The 15,350-nt window shown below is 71.5% G+C and carries 13 protein-coding genes; 8 read left to right on the top strand and 5 right to left on the bottom strand.

Annotated features, from left to right (window positions below; all coding sequences use genetic code 11):
- Positions 1-109 precede the first annotated feature (109 nt).
- Entirely contained in the window at positions 110-304 is a 195-nt protein-coding gene (locus OG207_RS03105; RefSeq protein ID WP_329095633.1) for a DUF6545 domain-containing protein, read from the top strand.
- A gap of 113 nt (positions 305-417) precedes the next feature.
- Here the strand turns inward: OG207_RS03105 and OG207_RS03110 are convergent, their stop codons facing one another.
- Complete coding sequence (locus OG207_RS03110) at positions 418-1,368, bottom strand: NAD-dependent epimerase/dehydratase family protein (RefSeq protein WP_329095634.1); 951 nt, start codon at positions 1,366-1,368, stop codon at positions 418-420.
- 91 nt (positions 1,369-1,459) lie between these two features.
- On the opposite strand from OG207_RS03110, the gene OG207_RS03115 reads away from it, so the two are divergent.
- From OG207_RS03115 to OG207_RS03135, 5 genes are all read left to right on the top strand, one after another.
- Entirely contained in the window at positions 1,460-2,431 is a 972-nt protein-coding gene (locus tag OG207_RS03115) for a cyclase family protein (RefSeq protein WP_329095635.1), read from the top strand.
- A gap of 105 nt (positions 2,432-2,536) precedes the next feature.
- Positions 2,537-5,350, top strand: a complete 2,814-nt coding sequence (locus OG207_RS03120; protein ID WP_329107410.1) for a SpoIIE family protein phosphatase — start codon at positions 2,537-2,539, stop codon at positions 5,348-5,350.
- Positions 5,351-5,479: 129 nt separating this feature from the next.
- On the top strand, positions 5,480-7,030 hold the full coding sequence (locus OG207_RS03125; protein WP_329095636.1) for a sugar ABC transporter ATP-binding protein: 1,551 nt from the start codon (positions 5,480-5,482) through the stop codon (positions 7,028-7,030).
- A 2-nt stretch (positions 7,031-7,032) separates the two neighbouring features.
- Positions 7,033-8,073 (top strand): ABC transporter permease, encoded by a 1,041-nt coding sequence (locus tag OG207_RS03130; RefSeq protein WP_402694519.1) that lies wholly within the window; start codon positions 7,033-7,035, stop codon positions 8,071-8,073.
- A gap of 99 nt (positions 8,074-8,172) precedes the next feature.
- Positions 8,173-9,273, top strand: coding sequence for a substrate-binding domain-containing protein (locus OG207_RS03135; RefSeq protein WP_329107412.1), 1,101 nt, complete (start codon positions 8,173-8,175; stop codon positions 9,271-9,273).
- 41 nt (positions 9,274-9,314) lie between these two features.
- Here the strand turns inward: OG207_RS03135 and OG207_RS03140 are convergent, their stop codons facing one another.
- Together OG207_RS03140 and OG207_RS03145 are read right to left on the bottom strand one after the other, a co-directional pair.
- Positions 9,315-10,052 (bottom strand): NPP1 family protein, encoded by a 738-nt coding sequence (locus tag OG207_RS03140; RefSeq protein ID WP_329095641.1) that lies wholly within the window; start codon positions 10,050-10,052, stop codon positions 9,315-9,317.
- Between the two features lie 493 nt (positions 10,053-10,545).
- Positions 10,546-11,211, bottom strand: a complete 666-nt coding sequence (locus OG207_RS03145; protein WP_329095643.1) for a tetratricopeptide repeat protein — start codon at positions 11,209-11,211, stop codon at positions 10,546-10,548.
- 421 nt (positions 11,212-11,632) lie between these two features.
- Between OG207_RS03145 and OG207_RS03150 the strand changes: the two genes are divergently transcribed.
- On the top strand, positions 11,633-12,112 hold the full coding sequence (locus tag OG207_RS03150) for a hypothetical protein (protein WP_329095645.1): 480 nt from the start codon (positions 11,633-11,635) through the stop codon (positions 12,110-12,112).
- 115 nt (positions 12,113-12,227) lie between these two features.
- Here the strand turns inward: OG207_RS03150 and OG207_RS03155 are convergent, their stop codons facing one another.
- Positions 12,228-12,887 (bottom strand): TetR/AcrR family transcriptional regulator, encoded by a 660-nt coding sequence (locus OG207_RS03155; RefSeq protein WP_329095647.1) that lies wholly within the window; start codon positions 12,885-12,887, stop codon positions 12,228-12,230.
- A gap of 171 nt (positions 12,888-13,058) precedes the next feature.
- On the opposite strand from OG207_RS03155, the gene OG207_RS03160 reads away from it, so the two are divergent.
- Positions 13,059-14,177 carry a serine hydrolase domain-containing protein gene (locus OG207_RS03160; protein WP_329095649.1) on the top strand — a complete coding sequence of 373 codons (1,119 nt, stop codon included), beginning with the start codon at positions 13,059-13,061 and terminating at the stop codon, positions 14,175-14,177.
- Between the two features lie 263 nt (positions 14,178-14,440).
- On the opposite strand, the gene OG207_RS03165 is transcribed toward OG207_RS03160, so the two are convergent.
- The gene (locus tag OG207_RS03165; RefSeq protein WP_329095650.1) at positions 14,441-15,310 is read right to left on the bottom strand and encodes an SDR family NAD(P)-dependent oxidoreductase; all 870 of its coding nucleotides are present in this window, start codon (positions 15,308-15,310) and stop codon (positions 14,441-14,443) included.
- Between the last annotated feature and the right edge of the window lie 40 nt (positions 15,311-15,350).

Raw genomic sequence — 15,350 nt, forward strand, 5'->3', positions numbered from 1 at the left:
GTACCGGGCGTACCGGTCGTACCGGTCGCTCCACCCGCTCTGGCGGGACTTGCGTCCGTCCATCGACCGCGCCGCCACCGGGGGCCGTGATCCGGCCAAGGAGGTGAGCGTGGAATCGCGGCAGGCCTTCACCGAAGCTGCACAGTTCAAGCGCGCCTTGCAGGCAAAACCGACCCGCACGGTGCCCCGGAACGACGAGGACGCCGGCGATTTCGACGACCGCGATACGAACGACTTCGCGGCAGAGCTCGCATGGCTCACCCAAGCGGCAGCCGCCTACAGTAAGCTCGGCAGGGCGAGTTGAGAACTCCCGCCCGGTTTGCATCCCCCGTCAAACCGGGCGGGTATCCCGTTTCCCCCGCCGTTGCGGCGGCCGGACGGGTGATTCCCGTACTGGCCCGGCCCGCCCCTGCCCCGTCACCCGTGTCGGTCACCGGCCGCGAGTCGTTCGCGCCACCATTCCACGGTCGCCTTGACCTGCTCGTCGACGGGGGTGGCCCGGACCGCGAACGCCTCCTCGTAGGCGCGCGAACTCACGACGAACGGACGGTCGAACTGGTAGCGGACCTCCTTCAGTTCGCGGATCAGCGGAGAGAAGAGCGAGGCCGCGCCGACCACGGCGGACGGGAGCCCGCGCACGGCGACCGGTCCCGTTCCCGCCTGGGCGCAGAGCCGCTCGACCATCTCCCGCACGGACAGCGCCGGCTGGGTCGGGACGTGCCAGGCGCGCCCCCAGGCGCTCTCCTCGTCCGCGACTTCGACCAGTGTCCGGGCGACGTCGGGGAGGTAGGTCCAGCTGTGCGGGGCGTCCGGGTCCCCCAGCGTCGTGACCGGTTTGCCGCGCAGGAGCGGCGGCACGACCCGTGCGGCGAGGTGGCCGCCATCGGTGACGCCGGGTCCGAAGAAGTCCGAGGCGCGCACCTCGACCGCCCTGATCCGGCCCTGCTCGTGGAGTTTCCGCGCCTGCTCCCAGATCTCGGCCCGGACCCGCCCCTTGGTGCCGGTGGCCGCGAGCGGAAGGTCCTCGGTCAGGGGGCCGTCCACCGGGCCGTAGCCGTAGAGGTTCCCCAGCATGACCAGTACGGCCCCGGTCGCTTCGGCCGCGGCGCAGAGCGACGAGGCCAGCGACGGCCAGTCGGCCGCCCAACGCCGGTAGGGCGGTGCGGCGCAGCTGTGGATCGCCACCGCGCCCCGCGCGGCTTCGGTCAGCCGCCGGGTGTCCGTCGCGTCCAGCGCGACGTGTTCGATCCCGGGTTCCGGGCTTCGGCCCGATCTGGTGACGGCCCTTACGGTATGGCCCTGTTCGGCGAGGAGCCGAGCAGCGGCGGCTCCGGCGGGTCCCCAACCGATGACGACATGGAAGCTCACGTGCGCACCCTAGCGCGGGTGACCGGCGCCCCCTTCTGCGGAGCACGTCTCCCGGCCAGCGCCGGGGCGCGAAACGCCGGACACTGGGGACATGAGCGGCACACCCACCGATGCCCCCGACGAGGGGCCGGCGAGCGGTCCGGCCAACGGGCCCGCGGTCTCCCGCCGGGAGTTCGACGCACTGTTCACGTCGGTCCGTACGTGGGGCCGGTGGGCGGCGGCGGACCGCGGGGCCTGGAACGGGGTGACGGCGGAACACGCGCGCAGGGCCACCGCCGCGGTCCGGGACGGGACGGTCGTTCCGATGGGACGGCCCTGGGACACCCGCCCCGGCCCGGACAACGCGAGGCCCGCGCTGCACTACATGTCCGACCTCGGCGACGTGCAGGCCCCGGAGCCGTCCGTCCACAAGGACTTCCTGGCCGCGGACTACCACGGCAAGGCCGTGACGCACCTGGACGCACTGTCACACGTTGCCTACCGAGGGCAACTGTACGACGGGCGCTCGGCGCGCGAGCACGTCGGTGCGGCCGGTGTCCGCTTCGGCGCCGTATCGGCGCTCGGCCCCCTGGTCACGCGGGGCGTCCTGATCGACCTGCCCGCCGTGCTCGGGGTCGAATGGCTCGAACCGGGCCGTGCGGTGCACGCACGGGACCTCGTCGCCGCGGAGGAGGCGCTCGGAGTGAGCGTCGGGGGCGGCGACGCGGTGCTGCTGCGCTCCGGGGCCCTGCGTCGACGCCGGGAGCTCGGCCCGTGGGACCCCGACGCGGCGAGCGCGGGGTGGCACGTGCACGCCGTACCGCTGCTGGCCGAGCGCGCCGTCGCGCTGCTGGGCGGCGACGGGGACAGCGACGTACGACCTTCGCCGGTCGAGGGGCTGCACTCCCCCGTCCACGCGCTCGCCGTTGCGGCGATGGGGGTGCCGCTGCTGGACAACCTCGACCTCGAACCGCTCTCGGCCGCGTGCGCCGAAGCGGGCCGTTACGCGTTCCTGCTCGTCGTGGCACCGCTGAACGTCCCCGGCGGAACGGGCTCGCCCGTCAATCCGGTCGCGATCCTGTGACGCCCGCGCCCGCTGATCACTTCGCTCCCTTACTCATCGCCGAATCGTGAGGAATATACTCAAATCCTGTGATCGAGGGCGCTCCGGTGAGGGGACGTGATGCACATGGGGGTCGTCGGGGACCGCATCGGCCCCGTGCGCTTCCGTGACCGATTCCTACAGGGCGAGTCGGTCGAGGGAAGCGTGAGAAGTCCGATCCTGAGTTCGTGGCAGCGCAGCCGTCTGCTGGGGCTGTCGCCGGACCAGTCCGAGCTGCCCTTCCGGGAGGACTTCGACGTGGACGGTCCGCTGCTGCGCGCCGCCGAGCCGGTGCTCGACCGGCTCCAGGCCATTTTCGCGGGCAGCCAGACGAACATCTGCCTCGCCGACGGTTACGGCATGGTGCTCGCGCGCCGCTTTGGCGAGAAATCGATGGTCCGCCGTCTCGCGCCGATCCAGACCGTCCCGGGGTTCGTCTTCGCCGAACAGGTCGCCGGGACGAACGGCATCGGCCTCAGCCTCGCGGAGCGGCGACTCTGCCAGGTCTACGGCGCCGAGCACTTCGCCGAGCGGGCCCAGTCGAGCGCTTGCACCGCGATCCCCCTGCGCGACCAGCTCAGCGGACACATCCAGGGCGTCCTGTGCCTCGGCTACCCCTACACCGAGGCCGACCCGGCGCTGATCCCCGTGGTGCGCAAGGCGGCCGAAGCCATCGAGCGGCGGCTGATGGACCAGAGTTCGGCGCGCGAGCACGGCCTCCTGCAGGCCTATCTCGACACCGCGAGCCTCGCCCTGAGCAGCGAGCACGGCCTCGACGGGCACCCCGTCGCGATGGCCGACTTCCTCCAGAGCGAGCTGGAGCAGAGCGACCAGGCGACCCTGAAGGAGAAGGCCACGGAGCTTATGTCCGGGGACCGGCGGGCCGCCGCGGAGGTGCCCCTGTCCCGCGGCCGGTGGGTCACGCTGGTCAGCCGCCCCGTGACGAGCGCCGCCGGAGTGGAGGGCGTCGTCGTCGAGGCACTGCTCCCCGAGGACACGGAGCGGCACGCCCCCGCCCCCACCCACCCCCACGCCCCCGCTGCGCTGCCGACCGCGCTCGGCCCCGGCGTCACCCCCGGTCCGGGTCCGGCGACGGTCCGCGCACGCGGCGCACCGCTCGCCGGGCGCCCCGCCGGGGAGGCCGCCCGGGCGTTCGCCGGCGGCCCAGCCCAGGGTCGGGTCAGAGGGCTGGTGCTGGTGGGCGAGCCCGAGGTCGGCAAGTACGCCGTCGCAGCGCGCCGGCGCCTGGAGTTGCTGGCCGAGGCGAGCAACCGCATCGGCACCACGCTGGACGTGAGCCGCACCGCCTGGGAGCTCGCCGAAACGGCCGTCCCCAGGTTGGCCGACTTCGTCACCATCGACCTGCCCGGGGGCGTACTGCTCGGGGAGGAGTCCCCCCATCCCACCACCGAGATGCACCGCACCGTGGTCCACGGCATCCGCGAGGACTGCCCCTTCTACCCGGTCGGCACGCAGGTCAGCCTGCGGCCCACCACGCCCCACATGCGCTGCATCGCCACCCGCCAGCCGGTGCTCGAACAAGACCTGAAGGCCGCCTTCGGCTGGATCGCCCAGGACCCCCAGCACGCCGAACTGCTCCTCGCCCACAACGTCCACTCCCTCATCACGGTCCCCCTGCTCGCCCGTGGGGCCGTCCTCGGCGTCGCGAGCTTCTACCGCTCGCAGGACCCGGCCCCCTACGGGGACGACGACCGCTCACTGGCCCAGGAGCTCGCCGCCCGCGCCTCGCTCTGCATCGACAACGCCCGCCGCTACACCCGCGAGCACACCCTCGCCCTGTCCCTGCAGCGCAGCCTGCTCCCCCGAGGCCTGCCCGAGCAGAGCGCCGTCGAAGTCGCCCACCGCTACCTGCCCGCCGAGTCGGGCGTGGGCGGCGACTGGTTCGACGTCATCCCCCTGTCCGGGACGAGGGTGGCCCTCCTCGTCGGCGACGTCGTCGGCCACGGCCTGCACGCCGCCGCCACCATGGGCCGGCTGCGCACCGCCGCCCGCAACTTCGCCGAGCTGGAACTGGCCCCCGACGAGCTCCTCACCCATTTGGACAACCTGATGGTGCGCCTCGACCGCGAGGAGGGCGGGGACGGTCCCGGCTCCGGCAGCACCGGCATCGTGGGCGCCACCTGCCTGTACGCCATCTACGACCCCACCTCCCAGCAGTGCACGATGGCCCGGGCCGGCCACCCTCCGCCCGCGCTGGTCCAGCCCGACGGCACCGTGTCCCTCCTCGACCTGCCCGCAGGGCCCCCGCTCGGCCTCGGCGGCCTGCCCTTCGAGTCGGTCGAGATCCGGCTCCCCGAACACAGTCAGCTCGTCCTCTACACCGACGGGCTCATGAAGGACCGCCACCGCGACGTCGACGTGGCCCTCGACGCCCTGCACCGAGCACTGGCGCACCCGGACCGGGCGCCTGAGGAAACCTGTGACGCCGTCCTCGATGCCGTGGCGCCCGAGCACCCCGCCGACGACATCGCGCTGCTGGTCGCCCGCACCCACGCCGTACCCCAGGACCGGATCGCCTCCTGGGAGCTGGCCGCCGATCCGGCGCTCGTCTCCGAGGTGCGCGCCGCTTCCGTGAGCCAACTGAACCGGTGGGGGCTGGAGGAGTCCGCGTTCGCCACGGAACTGCTGCTCAGCGAGCTGGTCACGAACGCCGTCCGGTACGGGACCGCACCCATCTGGGTGAGGCTCATCCACGATCGCAACCTGATCTGCGAGGTGCACGACGCCAGCAGCAGCGCCCCGCGCATGCGCCTGTCGGCCACCACCGACGAGGGCGGCCGCGGCCTGTTCCTCGTCGCCCAGCTCGCCCAGTCCTGGGGCACCCGCTACACCACCGACGGCAAGGTCATCTGGGCCGAGTGCACCCTGGCCGCGGCATGACCCCCGAACCCCCGCCGTTCGGCCAATGGGGTCAGACAGCGCGCCGATATGCCGGTAATGCACCGCCATGCCCCCGTAGAGTGCCCGTACCGTCGGGAAGAACTCGGAGGCCGACCCCCGGAGAAGTCCGTGCATGACGCTCCCGACACCTGGGCGAGCCCACCCTCGCGGTCCGGTGCCCCACCACTCGTCCGCGTGCGCGGCCTGAGCAAACGGTTCGGCGGCACGCTCGCGCTGGACTCGGTCGACCTCGACATCCGGCGCGGCAGCGTCCTGGCCCTGCTCGGCCCCAACGGAGCCGGAAAGTCCACTCTCATCAAGGTGCTCGCCGGGGTGCACCGGGCCGACACGGGCGAGGTCACGGTGGCCGGCCATCCCCTCGCCAGCCACGCCGCGACCCGGAACATGTCCTTCATCCACCAGGACCTCGGGCTCGTCCCGTGGATGACGGTGGCCGAGAACATCGCCCTGGGACCGGGCTATCCCCGTCGCCTCGGGCTGATCTCCTGGCGGCGGACCCGCGAGCACTGCGACGAGGCCCTGCGGATCGTCGCCGGGCACCTGGACGCCGACGCCCCGGTCGCCCGCCTCGGCCCCGCCGAGCGCTCGCTCGTCGCCATCGCCCGCGCCCTCGCCACCCGGGCCGAGCTCATCGTGCTCGACGAGCCGACCGCCACCCTGCCGGCCGCCGACTGCGCGCGGCTCTTCGACGTGCTGCACACCCTGCGCGACCGCGGCCACGGCATCCTCTACGTCAGCCACCGGCTCGACGAGGTCTACCGGGTCGCCGATGCCTTCGCCGTGCTGCGGGACGGCCGGCTGGTCGACCGGGGCCCGCTCGCCGGCCACGGCCCCGACCGGCTGGTGCGCGCGATCGTGGGCCACGCACCGGCCGGACGCGTGCCCGCCGCTCCCCCCGCCGCCGGCGCGCCCCTGCTGAGCCTCGACGGGGTGCGGACCGTGTCCACCGCAGGGGTGAGCCTGGACCTGCGCGCCGGCGAGGTCCTCGGCATGGTGGGCCTGACCGGCGCCGGCCACATGGAGCTGGGCCGCGCCCTCGCCGGCGCCCTACCGATCCTCGGCGGTCGGGTGCTGCTCGACGGCCGGCCGTACCGCCCGCGTACGGTCCACTCCGCACTCGACTCCGGCGTCGGCTTCGTGGCGGCCAACCGTCAGGAGGAGGGCTGCGCCGCCGACCTGACCGTACGGGAGAACTTCTTGGCGAACCCGCGCGCGTCCGGCGCCCCGGCGACTCACTGGATCAGCCCCCGCCGCGAGCGCGCCCGGGCCACCGCCCTGATCGACCGGTTCTCGGTGCACCCCCGCGACAGCGAGGTGCCGATCGCCACCCTGTCCGGCGGCAACCAGCAGAAGGTCATGGTCGGCCGTTGGCTCCGGGGACACCTGCGCCTGCTCGTCCTGGAGGAACCGACCGCCGGTGTGGACGTCGGCGCCAAGGCGACCATCCACCGGCTGCTCGACGACGCGCTGGCCTCGGGCCTGGCGGTCCTGCTCATCTCCACCGATTTCGAAGAGGTCGCGGACGTGTGCCATCGCGCCCTGGTGTTCGTCCGCGGGAGCGTGAGCGCCGAGCTGAGCGGTGCGGCCCTCACCGTCGCCGAACTCACCCGAACCGCCTCGGCCATGCCCGCGATCACCGGACCCACGACGGACCGATGACCATGGCCCCTTCCTCTTCCCCGCCGCCCCCGCCCGCGCCGTCGCCTTCTCGTCCGTCCTCGCCGCGGTCCCTGCTGGACCACCTGCGGGGTCACCACCTCGGCACTTACGGCCTGCTGATCCTCGCCGTCCTGCTCTTCCTCGTCTTCTCCCTCGTCCTGCCGGACACCTTCCCCACCCGGGACAACGTCTCCTCAATCCTGTCCAACCAGTCGATCCCGGCCATCCTGGCCCTCGGCGCGACCATCCCCATCGCCACCGGCAAGTTCGACCTGTCCATGGGCTACGGCCTCGGCCTGGCCCATGTGATGGTGATGCAGCTCATCGTCAACACGGGCTGGCCCTGGCCGCTCGCCTGCCTCACCGTGGTCCTCGGCGGGGCACTGGTCGGCGTCCTCAACGGCGTCATCGTCGAGTACGTGCGGATCGACTCCTTCATCGCCACCCTCGGCACCGGCAGCATGATGTACGCCGTCACCGGCTGGATCACCGACGGCTCCCGGATCGTCCCCGGCCCGGACGGCCTGCCCGCGGCCTTCACCGGCCTCTACGACTCCCGGTTCCTCGGCCTGCCGCTCCCCGCCTACTACGTCCTGGCCCTCGCGGCCGCCCTGTGGGTGGTCCTGGAACGGCTGCCGCTCGGCCGGTACATGTACGTCATCGGCTCCAGCCGGCGCACCGCCGACATCATCGGCATCCCCAGCCACCGGTACTCCGTCTACGCCTTCGCCGGATCGGGCCTGGTCACCGGCCTCGCCGGGGTCCTCCTCGCCGCCCAGCAGCAGACCGGCAACCCGAGCGTCGGGCTGGACTACCTGCTGCCCGCGTTCGTCGGCGCCCTGCTGGGGTCCACCACGATCAAACCCGGCCGCGTCAACGCCCTCGGCACCGTCGTGGCGGTCGCCGTCCTCGCCATCGGCCTCGCCGGCATCGGCCAGCTCGGCGCCGACTTCTGGGCCACGCCGCTGTTCAACGGCGCCACCCTGCTCATCGCCGTCGGCCTGGCCGGCTACTCCGCCCGGCGCCGGCTGCGCACCCCCTAGGAAAGTTCGTACGCGTACCGCGTCAGGAGCACCGTGTACCCGAAGGCCCCGTACCCACCGTCGCACCCGCACCGCAGGACCACCCTCACGACCGCGGCCCTGCTGGCAGCGGTCTCCGCCCTCCTCGCCGGCTGCGGGAACGGCGGCCCGGCCACCGGCGCCGCGCCGCCCGGGGCCGGCTGTCCGGCGGCCCTCGCGAGCGCCAGGGCGGCCGTCGCGCGGGCCGAGAACACCGACACCGCGTGGCACGGCCCCACCACCGGCCCCGCGGCGGTCCCCGACAAGTCGATCGTCTACGTCGCGCAGACCATGACCAATCCCGGTGTCGCGGGCGTCGCGAAGGGCGTCGAGGAGGCCGCGAAGGCCATCGGCTGGCAGGTGCGGGTGATCGACGGGGACGGCACCCCGGCCGGCATCCAGGCAGCACTCAGCCAAGCCATCACCGTACGGCCCTCGGGCATCGTCATCGGCGGCTTCGATCCCCAGCTGACCTCGCAACAGATGGCGCGGGCCGAAGCGGCGCACATCCCCGTGATCGGCTGGCACGCGGTGGGCTCCCCCGGCCCGAGCGAGCGACCGAAGCTGTTCACCAACGTCACCACCAAGGTGGAGGACGTGGCGAGGATCAGCGCGGACTGGATCATCGCCCGGTCCGTGGGCGATGCCGGAGTCGTCCTCTTCACCGACGACTCGATCCCGTTCGCGAAGAACAAGGCGGAGCTGATCCGCAAGGAGCTCGCCACCTGCTCCGGCGTCCGGCTCCTGAGCTACGAGAACATCCCCATCCCCGACGCCGGGATCCGCACCCCGCAGGCGGTCTCCTCCCTGCTCTCCCGCTTCCATGACGATTGGACGTACTCCGCCGCCATCAACGACCTCTACTTCGCGGACGCGGCCCCGGCCCTGCGCGCGGCGGGCAAGCCGGGCTCCGGTCCGCCCTTCAACATCGGCGCGGGCGACGGCGACCCGTCCGCCTTCCAGCGGATCAACAGCGGGCAGTTCCAGGCCGCCACCGTGCCCGAGCCGCTGAACCAGCAGGGCTGGCAGATCATCGACGAGTTCAACCGGGCCTTCGCCGACCGGCCGGCCAGCGGCTACGTGGCTCCCGTGCACATCGCCACGGCCGACAACAGCGAGGGCGCCACGTCCTGGGACCCGTCCGGCTACCGCGAGGGGTACCGCAGGATCTGGGCGGGCTGACGACACCGCGCAGGGGGCACCGCCCCCCTGCGCGTCGCGTGTCACTGGTACGGGTCGAAGGGGATGCCCGCCGGCTTGGCCTCCGCCAAGTGCGAGGCGAAGGAGCCGTCCTTCAGACCGAAGTGCGCACTGCCGAAATCGGCCTGGGTGAGCTTGTCCCGCACGGTCGCCGGGTAGCCCGACCAGCCGACGAGGGTGGGGAACTGCCAGGCGCGGCGGTGGTTCTCGGGCGGTTCGTCGTTGGTGTTCGCGGCGCGGAAGCAGTGCGTGCCGATGCCGTCCTTGTGGTAAACGATCTTGGGGTGGTTGCCGTCCCAGCGGATCTGGTCGCGCGAGTGGATGTTGAAGTCCCCGTGGGCGGAGGTCGCGACGTACTTGGCCTCGTTGCCCTGGATCCACACGACCACGTGCTCCCAGTCGTGGCGGTGGCCGCCGAGCTCGATGCCGGGCAGGGCCTGGTCCTTCTCGAAGTAGAGCGCGTACATGACGGCGCACCAGCCGTTGTTGCAGGCCCAACGGGAGTAGCCGTTGGTGTTGTCGAGGTCCGAGGAGTCCCGGCAGCTGCCGCTCAGGGCGCCGGTGGGTTTGAGTCCGCCGTTCAGCACCCCGCTCGCACTGATGGCGGGTGTCGGGTAGCAGCCGTCGGTGTCGTAGTCGTACGCGGGCTGGTAGGCCAGCTCGATCGCTTCGGCCCTACCGGGAAGCGCCGGGGGCGGTGCCGCGAAGGCCACTTGGGGAACGGCGACGACCACCGCGAGGGCAGCACCGACTATCACCATCGATCTCCGGATGTGACGGTTCGTCCGCAAAACAGGCCTCCTGGCCGACCGGGTGCGAGGGGGGTGGACGCATCGCGACGGAGCACCGCCGACCGACGCGCCGCGAGCATCATTCGCGAACCGGGGCGACACGGCAAGGGGCCGGACAGACTCCGTTCCTTGCGTACCGAAGGACCAGGAAAGCCTCGTACGAAAGCAATTTGACGAAATGTCAGATGCTATCGGAGTCGGGCGCCGCCGGCGGGGGGTGCCGTCAGTTGAGGTGAATGCCGCCACCGCCCTCACCGCGCCGGTGCGGCCGTCGAGTTGGAGGTGAAGCGGGCGGCGGCGGACGGTGCCGGCGGTCAGGTTGGGGGGCCAGGCATGGGGTCCGTTGAATGTCTACACGTGGGGTCCGTTGTCGCGGCGGTGCGGGCCGGCAGGTGCCTCCTCCATGCCTTGGCTGGGCGCGCTTCTGATCTGGGTTGCGGAAGTTGGCGGTTCCTCATTGCCGTCATGGGTTGTACGCGGCGGCTCGTTCGTACCATCGCAGCGCTTCGTCGATCCGACCGCTGGCCGCGAGTACGGATGCGGCGTGGCTGAGTGCTTCGGTGTTGCCGGCGTGGGCTGCCCGTTCGTACCAGGCGAGTGCTTCTTCGGTTCTGTTCTGGCCGCTGAGCACGGTGGCTGCTTCGAGCCATGCCTGATGGTGTCCTGCCGCTGCTGCCCGCTCGAACCAGCTCAGCGCTTCATCGGTGCGGCCTTGGGCGTGGAGCAGGCGGGCGCCTGCGATCAGGGGGCTGTCGGTGGGGTTCGAAGCCGTGGGAGCGGGGGGCGTGATGGCATCGAGGCGGCCGTGGCGGTGCGCTGCGGCGATGAGGGTGTTCTGGTCGATGACGGCTGGTGTGTCGGTGAGTGCTTTCCAGACCGAGTCCGGCGGAGTGCCGGTTTCTCCGGTGAGCGTGTGGGCGAGGTAGTCGCTGAGTGTGTAGGCGTGTTCGTCGGTCCCGGTCACCGAGAGGCGTCGGCTGCGGTGCAGCATGCTCAGGCCGCCGGCCACGGGGGTGGTGGCGTGGGCGATGGCGGTCTGCGCCCAGTCGTCGGGAAGCAGGTCCCAGACGAGGGGGTCGAGGTAGTCGACGGCCGCCGCGAGCAGTACGTGCTGCGGCAGTGCGTGCACGGCGCCGAGGGCTCGGGCAGCGGCAGCGGCCTTGACGAGAGCCTACGTCTGCAGAAGCTCCGTCAGCGCAACCGCACTGACCCCCGGGGCGAGGCCGTTGAGACCCGGCTGGAAGAGGCTTCCCGGGACTGGGAAAGGCTCACCGGGCGGATTCCCCCGAAGTAGGGCCGACTGAGCAGGGGCACGGGCCCGACGATGGGCACCAGCGCTTCGGTCCAGCATTGATCCCCGCCGAAGTCGGGTCACGATCCCGCTTCATGTCCTTCCGTGATGCGGCGGCCTCCACCGCCGCGCACGACCACGGCCCGCTCCGACCTGCGATCTGATGCAGTGGTCGCGCGGACGAGCAGTTGCGAACTTATTGCCGGAGTTGTGGGCTCCACCACAGCCCTCACTCCCCCAACACTGCTGGAGTCGGGCAATGGCCTTCTTCCTATTGCTTCTCGTCCCGGCAGGTCTGATCCTCCCGTTCGTCTTCGCGGGACGGACTCTCGGTGTACTGGCCCGGGCCGGCGGGCCGCGGCGGGCCGACAGCCACGCCTGGCTGCGCACTGCCGGCTTCGCCCAGGCGGCGATCGCGTTGGGCGTGTACACCTGGGGACTGCTGCACGTCAGCAGCGCGGTCATGTCGGCCGAGGACGGTGGAACGAACTCGGTCCCCATCCGGCCGTGCCGTACCCAGGGTTGGGAGCAGCGGGCGGAGGAGATCTCCGGCTACCGGGTGGAGTACGTGCCGCTGCGGTTCGTGTGCGAGGCCGACGACGTCGGCGACTACCCCGTCGCCGTCCCCGGCTACGTCAACCCTGTCTTCTTCTTGTTCGGCCTCGGGACCGCCGTCTGCTTCACCGTCGCAGCCCTGGATTCCGACAGCAGCCGCGAGCAGGACGACACACGGTCCTAGTCTTCTGAGTCAGGAATTCTGTTCAGATGGCTGGCGAGGCGTTCGAGGATCTCGTCTGCGGTCTTGGTCCAGACGTAGGGTTGGGGTCGGTGTTCCATCACTTTCGGAACAGGGCCTAGCTCGGGCGGACCGCGGCCTCGATGTGGGCGAGTTGGGCGGCCAGGATCTCTTCGAACGCGGCACGGCGCTCCACCCCGAGGGGGCGGACATCGCGGGCGAAGTGGGCCAGGGCCGGGAAGCGTTCGGGGTCGGCGCCGAGTACCGCGACGCGGAACAGCTCCATGCCCTGTTCGTGCTCTTCAGGGGTGATGGTGCCGACTCCGGCCTCGGAGGCGATCAGCGCGGCGAGGAGGACCGCGAGCCGGTGGTAGCGCAGCGGGATCTCCTCGTCGGGCAGGCCCGACGCGCGCAGGGCCTGCAGCACCTCTTCCATGACCATCCGGGAACCAGTGCCGCTCGATGCATAGCGGCCCCAGACCGCGGCAAGCTGGGGCTGCCGCCCGAAGGCCTCCCTCACGCACAGGGCCAGGGACGTGATGCGCCGTTTCCAGTCACCCTCGGGGCGGTAGCCGTCCATCGCAGCCAGGAGGATCCGGTCGGCGACCGCACGCAGCAGCTCGGTCTTGCTGCGGAAGTGCCGGTAGAGGCTGGAGGAATCGGTCCCGAGGGACGCGGCCAGCTTGCGCACGCTGAACGAATCCGCGTCGCTCGTGCGCAGCAGCTCGGCCGCCGCATCCAGGATCTCTTCGGTTGACCAACGCCTTCGGCCTGTCATCTCGCTCCCCTCGCCGGACCTCATCCTATCTATGCACTTGGTGTTGCACGCACCGCGTGCATAATGAGGACATGAGCATGCCGGGCGGGCCGGCATGCCACTCGTGCCCTCTTGTCCGGGTCAGGCGACCGATGCGGAGCCCACCCCGGGGAATGCGAAAGGACGCATGACGTGAAGAACCCACTGGATTCCGCAGCGCTGAGCGCAGCCCTCGAAAACGTCCACCGAGCCGGAATGCCGGGCCTGTTCGCCGAGGTTCGTGACGGCGACCAGGTCTGGCGCGGTGCCGCCGGGGTCGCCGATGTCACCACCGGCCGTCCCGTCACCATCGACATGCGCCACCGCGTCGGCAGCATCACCAAGACCTTCACCGCCGCCGCGGTCCTGCAACAGGTCGAAAACGGTCGGATCGGTCTCGACGCACCGGTCGACCGATACCTTCCGGGGCTGATTCCCGGAGAACGCGGTGCCGCGATCACCGTCCGCATGCTGATCAACCACACGAGCGGCCTCGCCGAGTACCTCCCGTACGCCTACCCCTCCCTCAAGGCGCTCCCCAACCTCGCGGACACCGGGCCCCAGAGCCTGGACGACCACCGGCTCACCCGGTTCGACCCCATCGAACTGATCGAGATGGGGGTCACCGCACCCGCAGTCGGCACCCCGGGCGGCACTCCGGGGTTGTACTCCAACACCAACTACCTGCTCCTCGCCCAGCTCCTGGAACAGGTGACCGGCACGACGGCCGAGCAGTACATCACCCGGAACGTCATCGAGCGCGCCGGGCTCCGTGACACCGAACTCCCCACCGGACCGTACGTCGACGGGCCGCACTCGCAGCTCTACGAGGCGTGGTTCGGCATGATCGACCCGCCGCGGGACTACAGCGTCTACGACATGTCATGGGTCATCCCTGCGGGCTCCCTGATATCGACCGTCGCGGACCTCAACCGCTTCTACGGCATGCTGCTGGCCGGAGAGATCGTCAGCCCGTCGTCGCTGGCAGAGATGCAACGCACGGTCCCGGTCGTCTCCCAAGAGGGACGGACGATCGCCTACGGCCTCGGCCTGCACCCGATGGAGGGTCCCGGTCAGGGCGCCTTCTGGGGCCATGGCGGCACGGTCTGGGGTGGTGGAACGCTGGCCATGACCCGTGCCGACGGCAGGCGGCAGATGGCGGTCGCGGTCAACATGCAGAGGTGGAACAGGCTCGACTCCTCCGGCAGGCCGCAGCCCCATCCCATCGACGACGCGCTCGCGACCCTGTACCGCCTGGCGATGTACGGCTGACGAGGACCGGGCATCAGCCGAGGGCGTTCATCAGGATGATGGCCAGGAGGTCCAGGAGGATGACGGCGATGACGACGCCGATCATGAGCCAAGCCCTGCTCGATTCGTCCATGCCCACGAGTCACCTCCCGACCCGGGCGGGCCGCCGCGCGCGCTTGCGGGGACGGCACGCGGGGCTCGGCCACCTCCGGCCATCATGACCCGAATCCGGGCGGAGCACAGGTCGGGGGCCCGGCCCCCTCGGCCGGGACGCCCGCGGCAGGTCAGGCGACCCAGGTTCCGGTCATGCCGACGACCGCCGAGCCGTCCTGGTCGGCCAGCTTGGTCCCCGTGAAGTCACGGGCCCACTGCGAGGTCTGGATGCGGAAGGCGGGCCGGTCGGCGGTGAGCGCCTCCATGACGGCCTCGGCCGCGCCGGCCGGGGTCTGCGCGCCGTTCATGAACTGGCCGACCGTGCGCTCGACGTAGTGGCGCAGCGCGTCGGAGTACGGGCCGGCCGCGGCGATCCGGGCTTCGAGGTCGAGGCCGATGTTGTTCACGAACTCCGTCGCCACGGCGCCGGGCTCGATGACGGACACGCTCACGCCGACGGCGCCCGCGACGGGGGCCAGGCTCTCCATGTACCCCTCCACGGCGAACTTGGCGGCGCAGTAGGCCTCGTTGAAGGGCTGACCGATGACGCCGCCGACGCTGGTGACCGTGATCAGGCGGCCGCCGGTGGCCCGCAGGTGCGGCAGCGCGGCCTTGGAGACGTTCAGCACGCCGAAGAAGTTGACCTCCATGACCTCGCGGACGTCGGCGACGGATTCGAGCTCCAGGGTGCCCACGTGCCCGGCGCCCGCGTTGTTGACGACGGCGTCCAGCCGGCCGTAGTCGGCGATGACGCCCTCCACGGCGGCGGCGACGGAGGCCTCGTCGACGACGTCGAGCTGTCGGACGTCGAGTTCGACGCCCGCCTCGACGGCCGCCTTGCGCAGCGCGTCGGCGCGGCCGGTGTCGCGCAGGGTGGCGACGGTGCGCCAGCCGGCCCGGGCGGCGGCGATCGCGGCGGCCAGGCCGATGCCGGAGGAGGTGCCGGTGATCAGGACGGTGGGGGCGGAGGTCGCGGAGGCGGGGGCGGCGGTGGTCGACATGGCGGAGCCTTTCACAGCGGTGATTTATGTGCGTGCACAC

Origin of the sequence: Streptomyces sp. NBC_01439 (assembly GCF_036227605.1) — a bacterium.
GTDB lineage: Bacteria > Actinomycetota > Actinomycetes > Streptomycetales > Streptomycetaceae > Streptomyces.

What these genes read in the sequence shown, in the direction of transcription:
- OG207_RS03115 (WP_329095635.1), top strand. Translation starts at nt 1,460, where the DNA reads ATGAGCGGCACACCCACCGATGCCCCCGACGAGGGGCCGGCGAGCGGT.
- OG207_RS03120 (WP_329107410.1), top strand. Translation starts at nt 2,537, where the DNA reads ATGGGGGTCGTCGGGGACCGCATCGGCCCCGTGCGCTTCCGTGACCGA.
- OG207_RS03130 (WP_402694519.1), top strand. Translation starts at nt 7,033, where the DNA reads ATGGCCCCTTCCTCTTCCCCGCCGCCCCCGCCCGCGCCGTCGCCTTCT.
- OG207_RS03140 (WP_329095641.1), bottom strand. Translation starts at nt 10,052, where the DNA reads ATGGTGATAGTCGGTGCTGCCCTCGCGGTGGTCGTCGCCGTTCCCCAA.
- OG207_RS03150 (WP_329095645.1), top strand. Translation starts at nt 11,633, where the DNA reads ATGGCCTTCTTCCTATTGCTTCTCGTCCCGGCAGGTCTGATCCTCCCG.
- OG207_RS03155 (WP_329095647.1), bottom strand. Translation starts at nt 12,887, where the DNA reads ATGACAGGCCGAAGGCGTTGGTCAACCGAAGAGATCCTGGATGCGGCG.
- OG207_RS03165 (WP_329095650.1), bottom strand. Translation starts at nt 15,310, where the DNA reads ATGTCGACCACCGCCGCCCCCGCCTCCGCGACCTCCGCCCCCACCGTC.